Raw genomic sequence first — 12370 nt, 5'->3', positions numbered from 1 at the left:
GCCGCCATAACAAGGACACCCTGCGAACCACGAGCCACGAGCCACGAGCCACGAAAATTCTACCACAAATGGACGCGCTTCTGCGGTTCGACATACATGCCGTCACCGGGCTGGATGCCGTAGGCCGTATAGAAGCCATTGGTCGCCGACAGGGCGCCGTTGACGCGGGCTTCTCCCGTCGGGTGTGGATCGTTCTGGACCAGGTAGAGCAGCAGCTGGTCCGTCATCTTAGTGGCAAAGACCGTAGCGAAGGTACGATACAGGTCGCGCAAAGTCCCTTCATCGCCATGGGCCAATTCTGTCGCGACGGACAGGCCGCCGCAGTCGGCAATAGCTTCATTGCTGACGAGCTTGCCATTTTCATGGAGTCCTTTGCCAAGGGTATAGCTATCGTAATAAGGGCCGAAAGCAGCGGATAATTTTTGGAACGCTTCGTAGTCCTTCTTGTTCCACCAATTCTTCAGACGGCCTTCACTATCGTATTTGCTGCCGTTCGGGTCAAAGGCATGGGAAATTTCATGCCCGATGACGACGCCGATGCCGCCCAGATTGGCACCGCGCGAAGCCTTGGCATCATAAAACGGCGGCTGCAGGATGCCGGCCGGGATGGTGATACTGTTGTTTTCCGGAATGTAGGCGGCATTGACATCCTGGGGATCAAAGGCATACCACTTATCGGGATTGAACTCCTTTCCCAACAGGGCGTGGACCTGTTGTTTCTCCAGGACGCCGTTATGCATGACATTGGCCAGTAAGTCGCCGCCGTCTTTCGGGGAAATGACATCAGGCATACTTTCGATGATCGGCTTGTCATCGGCAGCAGGGCCTCCAACAAAGACACGCAGGCTGTTAAGTTTATCGACAGCCTTGCCGCGCGTTTCCGGGCTGAGCCAATTATTGGCTTCCAGCCGCAGTTTATAGACATTGCGGATTTCGTTGACCATGTTCTTCACGTCGTTGATGATGGCCGCCGTACAATGGTTCTTCATGTAAATCTGGCCAAACTCATAAGACAACATGCTCTGGATCATGCGGCTCGCCGTTTCCTTGTCGTCCCGGGCCTGAGCGATGCCGAAACGCTGGAGGGCGTAATTGCGCTGCAAGTCCCGCAATTTAATATCCGCACTGGGCGCAAAGCCGCTGTAAACCTGATAGACGGCGTAACTCTTGAGCAAATCGAGGTTCTGAGGGACATAAAGGGCGTCGAATTGCTGCAAATAGTCCGGATTAGATAAGAAGAATTGTTTTTCTTTATTCAGGCCCAAGTTAGTCAGGACCGTCCTGCCACCCATGTTGGGCATGAGTTTTTCCAATTTTCCCCGCGACATCAGGCGGTTCTGGACGGTCACATCGTTGCGCTGTTCACTCGTCAGTAAATGAGGCCCCAAACCCTTTTCCATATCGAAGATGGCCTGGCTGTGTGCCGTCGCCTCATCCGGCGTTTCACCGGCTTCCTGAAGGATATGGGCGACGTACTCCCGATACGCCTTCCAGGCACCGGGCTGAGGTTCCTTTTCCAGTTCATCCCGCGTAAAGGACGGCGTCACCGTCAAGATGCGCGGCACATAGCGCAGGCCTGTCGGCAGGCGGTCGACAGTATAGCCGACGAAGATATCCGTACCCGTCTTGGCACTGACAGCCTGCAAAGCCGCCGTCAATTCCGGCAGGGTCCGGGCCTTTTCGATGGGCCCCGTCAGTTCCTGTAAATGGGCACGGGCCGTGGTGTTGCGCTGCTTATTGTCGATAGCACAGGCATAGAGGTCGGCGATTTTCTGTTCCGGCGTCCCCTTGGCATAGGTGCCTTCCTTGGCCGCGACAGCTTCCAGTTCCTTGCCTAAAGCCTGTTTATTTTCCAAAGACCGTTCAGAGAACCAGGACCATGACGCTTCCGTCGGCCGGATTTTCTTGGTCGCTAAAGTCTGGCCATTGACGGCCTGATAAAAATTATCCTTTTCAGACACGGCTTCACTGGCGCTGACCGTCCCAAAAGCCATGAGGGCCAGCAGGACCATCGTCGTCAGCCGCGTCTTCACTTTATATTTCATATTTAATATGCCTCCCCGTTTCAGTCTTTCACGGCAATGCCGGATCCTTGACGCCATTGGCGGCAAAAGCAGCCGCCCGGTCGCGGCAGGTCCCGCAGACACCGCAAGGGGTATCGCCGCCTTCATAGCAGCTCCAGGTCAATTCATAAGGGGCTCCCAGGCGCAGCCCTTCTTTGACGACACCCGCCTTGTTCCACGACAATAACGGCGCTTCCAGATGACAGGTCCGGCCAGAACCTTCATAAATGGCCGTATTCATGGCCGTTTCAAATTCCGGCGTGCAATCCGGATAAGCCCGCCCGGCGGCATCATCGGCATGGGCACCGTAATAAATGACTTCGGCACCGACACTGACGGCTACAGCAGCTGCAAAGGATAAGAATAAGCCATTGCGGAAAGGCACATACGTATCGACGGTCCCTTCGCCGCCTTTTTTAGCCAGCTGATCGGCATAGGATTCATGGGCGATTGGCTTATGACTGCCCTGGAGAAGAGAACAATCACTCAAAGAGAAAGCCTGAGATAAATCGACTTCCTGTTGTTGCACCCCGTAATGCGCCGCTACCTTACGGGCCGCTTCCAATTCCTTGGCATGTTTCTGACCGTAATAAGCCGTCAGCGCCAAAACATCATCTTTTTTATATTTCGTCAAAGCCATGGCCAGACACGTCGTAGAATCGACGCCGCCACTGAGCAACACAACACACTTCATGTGGAGACCCCCTTTATGATAAACTATATACCCCATAGTATAACACAGAATCAGTGACTCGTGGCTCCATCGCCTATATGCGATACCGTAGGGGACGCCCAAAGGGCGTCCCGCTACGCGCTGAGGGTTTCCCGAAGCGTCGTTGTCAGTTTGAGTCTGTCGCCGCGGAACGCCGCATCCGTAGGGGACGCCCAAAGGGCGTCCCGCTACGCGCTGAGGGTTTCCCGAAGCGTCGTTGTCAGTTTGAGTCTGTCGCCGCGGAACGCCGCATCCGTAGGGGACGCCCAAAGGGCGTCCCGCTGCGCGCTGAGGGTTTCCCGAAGCGTCGTTGTTAGTTTGAGTCTGTCGCCGCGTAGCGGCATCTGAGTCCGAGGAAAAGCAGTGGCTCGTGGTTCGTGGCTCGCAAAAGCCTACCATTATACCAGAATAAGGCTATGGCCGAATATCACAGCGGGACGCCTTTCAGGACGTCCCCTACAAAACCCCGCTTGGGGCATTTTTAACATCGAAAAAGGCTGTCACAGAGTGACAGCCTTTTTCTGTATTGGTATTGGATTGGAAAGCGGATTAATGATTCGCCGGATGGCCTTCCTGAGCAGCTTGTTCAGCCGGTGCAACAGCGCCCGGGACGGGAGCTGCGCCGAGCTGACCGCGGCGAGCCTGGGAGATGATGCTGTGGTTATAGCCATAGCCGAAGTAAATGGCCAGGCCTAACAAGAGCCATACGACGAAGCGGATCTGTGTAACCAGGGGCAGCATGTAAATGAGAACACCGCAGAAGGCGATAGCCAGGAGCGGAACCAAGGGAACGAGCGGACATTTGAAAGCGCGTTCCTGATTCGGGTTCTTCTTGCGAAGGACGATGACCGCAGCCGAAACGATGATGAAGGCACAGAGCGTGCCGATATTGGTCATTTCAGCGACGATGTTGATGGGCAGGAAGCCGGCCGTAATGGCGGTAACGACGCAGACCAGCAGGGAGCTGCGGGCCGGAGTCTTATATTTCGGATGGACATGACCGAAGAATTTCGGAAGCAATCCATCACGGGACATAACGAAGAGGACACGGCTCTGGCCAAAACTCATGACCAGGAGGACCGAAGTGAGGCCGCAAATAGCGCCGACGGAAATGGCTGCAGCGCCCCAATGATAGCCGACGGCCTGGAGAGCGAAAGCAACCGGAGCCGCTGTCGTCTTAAATTCGAGGTACGGAACCATCCCGGTGAGGACAGCCGATACGGCGATGTACAGGACCGTGCAGATGATGAGCGACAAGATGATGCCGCGGGGCAAATCTTTCTGCGGATTCTTGACTTCTTCAGCCGCCGTAGAAACAGCATCGAAACCGATGTAAGCGAAGAAGATGATGGATGCGCCGGCAAAGACACCCGACCAGCCATAAGGCATGAAGGGAACCCAGTTGGCTGCATCGACATGGCTGAAGCCTAAAGCCAGGAACAAGGCGACGACAGCTAATTTGATGGCAACGATGATGTTGTTGACAGTTGCACTCTGGCGGACGCCGTGAATGTTGATGAAGGCGATGACACAGAGGATGAGGACAGCCGGCAAGTTGACGATACCACCGTCATACGGAGCCAGTGTCAAAGCTTTCGGCAGGACGATGCCCAAATTGGTCAGGATATTATTGAAATACCCGGACCAGCCAATGGCGACGGCTGATACAGCAAAGGCGTACTCTAGTATCAGGTCCCAGCCGATGACCCAGGCCCAAAATTCACCGAGAGCGACATACCCATAGGTATAGGCACTGCCGGCAACTGGGACCATGGCGGCAAATTCAGCATAACAAAGGGCGGCACAGCCGCAGGCCAACGCTGCAATGATAAATGAAATGATGAGTGCAGGACCGGAATAGTTGGCAGCGGCAACGCCAGTCAGGACAAAGATGCCTGTACCGACGATAGCGCCGATACCGAGCATAGTCAGGCCAAAAGTACCGAGGACGCGGTTCATACCGCCGTCTTGTTTCGTTTCCGAAATAAACTCACTGATACTTTTGGTTCTAAAGATGTGTTTCGTCATAGAACCTCTCCCCTTATGATTGTAAAGTATCGTTGACTCCCCTATGGATTGACGGAATAATCTGCCGGTCAATCGTTCAACTGCCTTTTATTATACTCGTTCATTTTAATTTGTAAAGCTTTTATCGTTATTTAATTATATTTTTATATTTAAATTTAAAAATAACAAAAATATATTCAATTCAAAAGTTCGTCTAAAATATAATATTAATACACTTTAATCATAGTTATTTTAATCCTTGTTTATTTAAAAAGATTAAATCTTTCTGGTAATCTATATCAAATAATTCATCCGTCTTCTTTGGCCGATAAACCCAGGTCTGGGGACTGCGCAGGAATTGGCGCCCGCCAGTATCACCGTGCAACCGAAGCAATTCCGGCCCATAAATACGGCGGAAAATAGCGGGACTGCAACGGCGTTCGCCGTTATGCATACAGCCCAAAGGTGCACCCGAGGCCAGGAACTGCCGGAGAAAATCGGTAACCGTCTCTGACGTCAGCAAGGGTTGGTCGGCTGGAAAAAAGGCCCAGGCGCCGGCGTCATGACAGGCTTCGACAGCACAGCGCAGCGATGCCGCCATGCCTTCACCGGCCTGGTCGTTCCACACGACGTCGATGCCCTGATCCCGGCAGGCCGAGGCAATGGCCGCATGGGCTGTCACGACGGTCACCTGGCAATCGATGCCGGAACATGGCAAAAAAGCCTGTGCCGCCTGACACAGACTTTTCATTCCATACGTATATAAAGGGCGGCCATGAACGAGTATTTCTAATTTATGGCCGCCAAAGCGCCGGCCAAAGCCGGACGCCATCAAGATCAATGCTATCTTCATTTCGATTCCCTCATTTCTGCTGGATACGCCGTCAGTTTCCCCGGCCGGGACAGCTTCTTCAAGATCCGCTTCCCTGCCTGGCACAGTGCCTCGTCATCGGCCTGGTTGAGGACGACGGTCGTCTTGTCTTTCCAGTCTCCGATACGGGCCAGGCAGCCGGCTTCCACGATATAGGCCAGGAGGCGTTCGGTCACGACCGTTTCCGGATCCAGATTCAAGAGCTCCCAGCGGAAACAGACGTCCCGGACCGGTCGGCCCAGGGCAGACAGCCCGGCCAAGCAGTGCACTTCGCAGGTATTGGCTGGAATGACCGGCTCATGGGGTCCCATGACCTTCAGGGGCAGGCGCCGCGATCCGTCCCCTTCGACGAGGACGACGTCAGCTGCCGTGCATAAACGAAAGTAAACGTCGTCTCCAGGCCAGGTAATTTTCCCATCCGCTCCGTCCTGCCCGACGACGACGATGCCGTCGCGCTGCCACGGGTCCTGCCACCCTGCTGGCAAATCAGCCGGGACAAACCATCGGTCCGGCCGCATCATATGGGTCGTCGTCACGACAGCCACGCGCCGGCCTGCCTCCTGTTCCTGCCGGGCCCGGCTGTAAATCGACGTGGTCTTACCGCCAGCCCCGATATACGTATAGACCGCTGCCGTCATGGCTTGTGGTAGCGGCTCTTTTCTCGGCCTTCCCGCTTGGCCCGGATGGCAATGAGTTCCGCCGCGATACTGATGGCGATTTCTGCCGGTGTCACGGCCGAAATGGCCAGGCCGATCGGCGCGTGGCAGGCGTCGATTTCTGCGGCCGTAAATCCGTCGGCCAGGAGCTTTTCTTTGACAAAGGCCAGTTTACGGCGGCTGCCGATGACGCCGAGGTAATAGGGCTTGATAGCCAGCATCTGGCGCTGGACATCGTAGTCGCCGACATGGCCGCGGGTCATGATGCAAACATAATCGTCCGGCGTCACGCCCAGGTCTGCCGGAAGGGCCTCATAATCGGCCTCATAGACGGCTTCTGCTTGCGGGAATAAGGCCGGGTCGGCAAATTCAGCCCGGTCATCGACGACGGTGCAGGAAAAGCCGATACTGGCCAGGACCGGGACCAGGGCCTGGGAAACGTGCCCGCCGCCGAAGATGAAGACCCGCCCCGGATAGGCCAGAGGTTCACTATACCAGCGGCGCTGGCCGTCGCCGGCCATGCCGGCTACGTTCTGCCGGCACCAGGCGGCATCGACAGCCTGCAAGGAGCCCATCTGGCCGCAGCCTTGTACAGCCCCTTCCCGTACCAGGGCCATGCCCCATTGCCTTTCATCGCTGACATCGAGAGCCAGCCACGACGCCGTCTGCTGGCGCAGGGCCTGAAGGATGACTGACAGCAGGTCCAGCAGCCCCGGTTCAGCCGGGTCGAGATATTGGCAGAACACAGTCAATTCGCCGCCGCAGGCCGCGTTGATGTCTTCTTCGTCGTTGGGATGGAGGATGAGGCGGCGGAAAGCCGATTGCTGCTGGGCCAGGCATTGTTTCCCGGCCTGGATGGCCAAGTATTCCTGATAGCCGCCGCCGACGGTACCGGCCGTCGTCCCGTCAGCAAAGACGGCCTGATGGCTGCCGATGCCCCGCGGCGTCGACCCTTGGCTGGCGACGACGGTCAGCAGGACAGCCGGCTGGCCGGCCTGTAATTCATGATAAAGTCGGTCAAATAAAGTTTCCATAAATATCACCTGTATAAGAGTAAAATATCTTCGCCCCTGACAGATAACCGATCCGGCAGGACAGCCGGCCGTTCCGGTTTGGCAAAGCGCCACCAGAGAGCCTGTGCCCCCGCCGTCTGACCGGCATAGCGGAACTTGACGATCCATTCAAAGGGCTGTTCGATTTCTTCAGTCACGACGATGGGCCGGGCATTTTCGCCGTCACCGCCGTGAAAAGCATGGCCGCGGATGCCGATAGCGCAGAGGTCGTCGCCAACGGGCCGTCCCGTCTGTAAGGTCACCTGCCACGACGGGACAAAGACCGTATCCGCCCCAGCCTTGCGGGCTGCTGCGATGTTCTTGCATCCCGTCAGGACCGCCGCCGCCCGAGACTTGGGGTCGGCAAAGAGCTCCTTCGTCGGCGCACAGGCTGATACGCAGCCGTCATCGAGGACGGCAATGGCCTGACAGAGCTGATAGGCCTCATCGCGGCTGTGCGTTACCAGGACGACGTCTTTCGGGAATTGCTGTAATAAGTCCTTGAGTTCGGTCATGACTTTTTCTTTTAAATAACTGTCCAGGGCGCTGAACGGTTCATCCAGGAGCAGGATGTCCGGTTCATTGACCAAGATGCGGGCCAGGGCGACGCGCTGCTGCTGGCCGCCGGATAACTCAGCCGGTTTCTGCCTTTCCAGTCCCGTCAGCCGCAGTCGTTCCATCATATCCCGGACCTGCTGGCGGGCTTCTCCTTTCGGCGACGCCGTACGGACACCACAGCGGATATTTTCTTCGACGGTCATATTGGGAAATAAGGCATAGTGCTGAAACAGATAGCCCACGCGCCGCTGCGGGACAGGGACGTTGACCTGCCGTTCGCTGTCGAAAAAAGTCCGCGTCCCGACGACGATTTTCCCGGCATCAGGCCTTTCGATGCCGGCAATACACTGCAAGGTCTTACTCTTGCCGCAGCCCGAAGCGCCGAGAAGGCCGAGGATGCCACCTTGATGGCGAAGCTGCACGTCGAGGGAAAAAGACCCCCAGCGTTTATGGATATCCAGTTCGATCATGCCAGGTGTCTCCTTTCGCGGCTGCGCTTTTCAAAGAGATTGACTGTCAGCAGGACGACGGCACTGATAGCGAGGTTCACCAGGACCCAGATGAAGGCGCTGTACTCGTCATTGGTCCGCCATAACTGGTAGACCGTCGTCGAAATAGTCGCCGTATTCTTGGGAATATAGCCGATGAGCATACTCGTCGCCCCGTATTCACCCAAAGCCCGGGCAAAGGCCAGGACCGTCCCGGCGATAATGCCCTGCTTGCAGTAGGGCAGGCGGATGCGCCAGAAAATGAACGTATCCGACAGGCCTAGGGTCTTACCGCTCCAGGCCAGGGTTTCATCGAAACTCTCAAAGGCCCCGCGGGCCGTGCGGTACATGAGGGGAAAGGCGACGACAGCCGACGCCAGGACGCCGCCATACCAGGTCATGACGAAGCGGATGCCCACGTCGTTGAGAAAGATGCCGACCGGGTGCTTCAAGCCAAAGACCAGGAGCAGCAGCCAGCCGCAGACCGTCGGCGGCAGGACCAGGGGCAACGTCAGGACGACATCGAAGAGCCCCTTGAGGACCCGCGGCAGGCGGGCGACGTAATATGCCAGGGCAAGACCGCTAAAGAAGACGAGGACGCAGGAAATAGCGGCAATTCGCAGGCTGTTCCAGAGAGGATACCAGTCCATAAGCAGCCATCCTTAGCCGACGGGGCTGAAGCCGACGCGCTGGAAAACCGTCATGGCTTCTTGGCCCTTGAGGTAATCGAGGAAAGACTGCGCTTCCTGCGGATGCTTGCTGTTCTTCATGACGGCCGCCGGATAAATGACCTGGCCGCACATGGCTTTCGTCGCTTCGTCGACGGGTTTCAATTTGGCACTGAAAGCATCGGTCGCATAGATGACGCCGCAGTCGGCACTGCCCTCGCGGACCTGGGTCGTCACTTCTTTGACATTCGAGCCATACGTGATGTGGCCGGCCTGGGCGATGTCCTGTTCATCGAGATGGTAGAACTTCAAGATTTTCTGTGTATACTGGCCGACAGGGACATCGCTGTTACCCATGACCAGGCGGATAGAGCCGTCCTTCAATTTCGCTGCCATATCGGCAAAATCCTGGATACCCTTGGGATTGCCTTCTGGCGTCACCAGGACGACTTTATTTTCCAAGAGGTCGACGCGGCTGCCGTCCTTGACGAAGTCCAGCTTGTCCGGATTGGCATTGGCGTCTTTCGAGGCGTCGAGCTGGTTCATCTGCTTCTGGGCTGCCGAGATGAAGAGGTCGCAGTCGGCGCCGTTCTGGATCTGCGTCTTCAATGTCCCCGACGAATCGAAGTTAAAGGAAATTTCCACATCCGGATGTTCTTTCTGATACTGGTCAGCAATCTGGTTCATCGTTTCTGTCATGCTGGCCGCCGCAAAGACCGTCAGATGGACTTTATCGCCGTTCCCGCCAGCCTTGTCGCTCTTCTTATCCGGCCCGCAGCCGGCCAGGGCAAAGGCCAGGGTCCCGGCCAAGACCGCTGTGACTACTTTTTTCCACGTCATCATCATGCATCTCCTTTACGCAAAGTAAACTAGTTTATCTATATTTACTTGCGACCGCAATCCCGGACTTCACCGCGCAGCAAATCGAGGCCATGAGGAATCGTATCGAGGAAGACATCCATACATTCCTGGCAGGCCTTGGGGCTGCCGGGCAGGTTGATGATCAGGGTCTTCTTGCGGATGACGCTGACAGCCCGGGACAACATGGCCCGCGGCGTAATCTTCATGGAAGCCGCCCGGATAGCTTCGGCAATGCCCGGTGCCTGGCGGTCGGCAACGGCCAGCGTCGCTTCGGGCGTGACGTCGCGATGGCCAAAGCCCGTACCGCCTGTCGTCAAGATGAGGTCGGCCTGGCGCTGGTCGGCCAGTCGACAGAATTGTTGTTCTAGCGGCCCTTTGCCATCGGGCAGGAGAATCTGTTCAATGACTTCAAAACCAGCCTGTTCCAACCGCTGGGCAATCAGGGGACCGCTAGTATCCTTCCGCAATCCTTTACTGCCTTTATCCGACAAGGTGATGACAGCAGCCTGATAAGGCCGTTTCCCCTTTCGCTGCACTTCGACCATCCTGTCGCCAGGGCGGATGATACCGCCTTCGAGGACGCGGGCAAAAACGCCTTCTCTCGGCATGATGCAGTCGCCGACAGCTTCATAGACGGCACAGTGATTATGACATTCTTTGCCGATCTGAGTGATTTCCAAGAGGACATCCCCACAGCGAAGCAGTGTCCCGACAGGGAGGGACGAAAAATGGAAGCCGTCGACGACGAGATTTTCGCCAAAAGCACCGAATTCCACGTTACCGCCGCGGCGGCGAAAAGCTTCGATACATTCCAAACCGAGCAGGCTGACCTGGCGGTGCCAGTGTTCCGCATGCGCATCGCCTTCGATGCCCCAGTTTACTACGAATTTACCTTCTGGCACAGCCTGTTTGGCAATGCCGCGAATCGTACTGATACAAACAGCATGGACTTTTCCCATTTTTTATCCTCCGATCTGATTCATCGTTTTATGTTCACTAATATGATTCTTTTCAGCAAAACAATGCTTCGCCGGTTTTTCGTAAATAGCGCCGGCTATGGCCCGCTGCAATTCCTGAAAAATAAGATTTTCACGTTGGCCGCTGCGGACAATAGCCCGCAAATCGACGCCGTCGTCATAGCAAAGACAAGGTTTCAAAAAGCCCGTACTCGTCAGGCGCAGGCGGTTACAGGACGAGCAGAAACCATGTGTATTGGCGGCAATGAAGCCGATACGGCCTTGCAGATACCGGCTCTGGTAATACGAAGCCGGCCCATTGCCCCGCCGTTCTCCCGTCGCGGCCAAATCAGGATAGGCCCGGACCAGAAGGGACAAGGCTTCGGCTTCCGATATGCCGTCCAAGGTCGTCCCGAAGCCGATGGGCATGAGTTCGATGAAACGCACATCGATAGGATATGTTCGGGCTAGTTCCGCCAATGGCAAAATCTGATTCCGCGTTTCCGCCAGCAAGACGGCGTTTACTTTGATGTTTACACGCTGAGATATGGCTTCTTTCAAAGCTTGTAATAGGACAGACAAATTTCCGCCGCCTGTTAAGCAAGCGTACTGGCTTGCATCGAGAGTATCTATGCTGACATTGATGCCATCAATGCCGAAGCGTACCAAATCGGGCAGCACTGCCGATAAGAGAAGGCCATTTGTCGTCATGGTGACGGAACGGACACCGTCCATGTCTTTAAGAGACTGCATAAAAGATACGGCCCCCTTCCGCACCAGCGGTTCACCACCAGTAATCTTGAAACGGTCGATGCCCAAAGCCAGAGCCGCCCGGCAGATGAGCATCATTTCTTCATAGCGCAGGACCGCGTCATGGCCGACACTGTCCAAGGCTTCAGGCATACAGTAACGGCAGCGCAGATTACAGCGGTCCGTCAGGGACAGGCGCAGGTAGTCAATCGTCCGACCCCATTTATCCTTCATGCTTTTTCCCTCCGTCATATTGGAAATGGCCGCTCTTGCCGCCGATTTTTTCGACGAGGTGGATATCCTTGATACACATGCGTTTATCGACGGCCTTGCACATATCATAGACCGTCAGCAAGGCCACGGATACACCCGTCAGGGCTTCCATTTCGACGCCCGTCTTGCCATCGCATTTGACCGTACACCGGCCTTCGATTTCCGAGGTATCGTCATGGAACATAAATTCGACGCCGCATTTAGTCAAATTTAGGATATGGCAGAGTGGAATAAGGTCGCTCGTCCGCTTAGCTCCCATGATGCCAGCAATGCGGGCCACGCCGAGGACGTCGCCCTTTTTCATGGCGCCGGCTTTGACGGCTTCATAACAGTCACGGCTCATGGCGATACGGCCGCAGGCCACAGCCGTCCGGGCCGTTATCGCCTTGCCGCTGACGTCGACCATGACGGCATCACCCTTACTGTCGATATGAGTAAACTTGTTCACCAGACCA

The 12370-nt window shown here is 55.9% G+C and carries 12 protein-coding genes; all 12 read right to left on the bottom strand.

Features of this window, described 5'->3' with window-relative positions; all coding sequences use genetic code 11:
- Window positions 1–59 precede the first annotated feature (59 nt).
- On the bottom strand, window positions 60–2045 hold the full coding sequence (locus tag C6362_RS04655) for a M13 family metallopeptidase (RefSeq protein WP_014015592.1): 1986 nt from the start codon (window positions 2043–2045) through the stop codon (window positions 60–62).
- A 28-nt stretch (window positions 2046–2073) separates the two neighbouring features.
- Window positions 2074–2757: a 7-cyano-7-deazaguanine synthase QueC gene (gene queC, locus C6362_RS04650; protein ID WP_014015591.1), complete on the bottom strand. Its 684-nt coding sequence runs from the start codon at window positions 2755–2757 to the stop codon at window positions 2074–2076.
- Window positions 2758–3324: 567 nt separating this feature from the next.
- A complete protein-coding gene (locus tag C6362_RS04645; RefSeq protein WP_014015590.1) occupies window positions 3325–4803 on the bottom strand; it encodes an amino acid permease in 1479 nt (492 codons plus the stop codon).
- 226 nt (window positions 4804–5029) lie between these two features.
- Complete coding sequence (locus C6362_RS04640; protein WP_014015589.1) at window positions 5030–5635, bottom strand: nucleotidyltransferase family protein; 606 nt, start codon at window positions 5633–5635, stop codon at window positions 5030–5032.
- Window positions 5632–6291, bottom strand: coding sequence for a selenium cofactor biosynthesis protein YqeC (yqeC, locus tag C6362_RS04635; protein WP_014015588.1), 660 nt, complete (start codon window positions 6289–6291; stop codon window positions 5632–5634). The genes C6362_RS04640 and yqeC overlap by 4 nt, the downstream gene beginning before the upstream one ends.
- A complete protein-coding gene (locus C6362_RS04630; protein ID WP_014015587.1) occupies window positions 6288–7343 on the bottom strand; it encodes an XdhC family protein in 1056 nt (351 codons plus the stop codon). Before C6362_RS04630 ends, yqeC begins: the two co-directional genes overlap by 4 nt.
- Window positions 7344–7348: 5 nt before the next feature.
- A complete protein-coding gene (locus C6362_RS04625) occupies window positions 7349–8389 on the bottom strand; it encodes a sulfate/molybdate ABC transporter ATP-binding protein (RefSeq protein WP_014015586.1) in 1041 nt (346 codons plus the stop codon).
- The gene (gene modB / locus C6362_RS04620) at window positions 8386–9057 is read right to left on the bottom strand and encodes a molybdate ABC transporter permease subunit (protein WP_014015585.1); all 672 of its coding nucleotides are present in this window, start codon (window positions 9055–9057) and stop codon (window positions 8386–8388) included. Before modB ends, C6362_RS04625 begins: the two co-directional genes overlap by 4 nt.
- A 12-nt stretch (window positions 9058–9069) precedes the next feature.
- Complete coding sequence (modA, locus tag C6362_RS04615) at window positions 9070–9918, bottom strand: molybdate ABC transporter substrate-binding protein (RefSeq protein WP_232501483.1); 849 nt, start codon at window positions 9916–9918, stop codon at window positions 9070–9072.
- 41 nt (window positions 9919–9959) lie between these two features.
- Window positions 9960–10895, bottom strand: coding sequence for an MOSC domain-containing protein (locus C6362_RS04610; protein ID WP_014015583.1), 936 nt, complete (start codon window positions 10893–10895; stop codon window positions 9960–9962).
- A gap of 3 nt (window positions 10896–10898) precedes the next feature.
- Window positions 10899–11876 carry a GTP 3',8-cyclase MoaA gene (gene moaA / locus C6362_RS04605; RefSeq protein WP_014015582.1) on the bottom strand — a complete coding sequence of 326 codons (978 nt, stop codon included), beginning with the start codon at window positions 11874–11876 and terminating at the stop codon, window positions 10899–10901.
- Window positions 11866–12363 carry a cyclic pyranopterin monophosphate synthase MoaC gene (gene moaC / locus C6362_RS04600; protein ID WP_014015581.1) on the bottom strand — a complete coding sequence of 166 codons (498 nt, stop codon included), beginning with the start codon at window positions 12361–12363 and terminating at the stop codon, window positions 11866–11868. Before moaC ends, moaA begins: the two co-directional genes overlap by 11 nt.
- Window positions 12364–12370 lie beyond the last annotated feature (7 nt).

This window comes from Megasphaera elsdenii DSM 20460 (assembly GCF_003010495.1).
GTDB classification, from domain to species: domain Bacteria; phylum Bacillota; class Negativicutes; order Veillonellales; family Megasphaeraceae; genus Megasphaera; species Megasphaera elsdenii.
The sequence above is the reverse complement of the archived record's forward strand: the minus strand, read 5'-3'. Positions and strand labels throughout refer to the sequence as shown.

Bases quoted from the DNA above. Each gene is read 5' to 3' on its own strand.
- C6362_RS04655 (WP_014015592.1), bottom strand. From the start codon at position 2,045: ATGAAATATAAAGTGAAGACGCGGCTGACGACGATGGTCCTGCTGGCC.
- queC (WP_014015591.1), bottom strand. From the start codon at position 2,757: ATGAAGTGTGTTGTGTTGCTCAGTGGCGGCGTCGATTCTACGACGTGT.
- C6362_RS04645 (WP_014015590.1), bottom strand. From the start codon at position 4,803: ATGACGAAACACATCTTTAGAACCAAAAGTATCAGTGAGTTTATTTCG.
- C6362_RS04640 (WP_014015589.1), bottom strand. From the start codon at position 5,635: ATGAAGATAGCATTGATCTTGATGGCGTCCGGCTTTGGCCGGCGCTTT.
- yqeC (WP_014015588.1), bottom strand. From the start codon at position 6,291: ATGACGGCAGCGGTCTATACGTATATCGGGGCTGGCGGTAAGACCACG.
- C6362_RS04630 (WP_014015587.1), bottom strand. From the start codon at position 7,343: ATGGAAACTTTATTTGACCGACTTTATCATGAATTACAGGCCGGCCAG.
- C6362_RS04625 (WP_014015586.1), bottom strand. From the start codon at position 8,389: ATGATCGAACTGGATATCCATAAACGCTGGGGGTCTTTTTCCCTCGAC.
- modB (WP_014015585.1), bottom strand. From the start codon at position 9,057: ATGGACTGGTATCCTCTCTGGAACAGCCTGCGAATTGCCGCTATTTCC.
- modA (WP_232501483.1), bottom strand. From the start codon at position 9,918: ATGATGACGTGGAAAAAAGTAGTCACAGCGGTCTTGGCCGGGACCCTG.
- C6362_RS04610 (WP_014015583.1), bottom strand. From the start codon at position 10,895: ATGGGAAAAGTCCATGCTGTTTGTATCAGTACGATTCGCGGCATTGCC.
- moaA (WP_014015582.1), bottom strand. From the start codon at position 11,876: ATGAAGGATAAATGGGGTCGGACGATTGACTACCTGCGCCTGTCCCTG.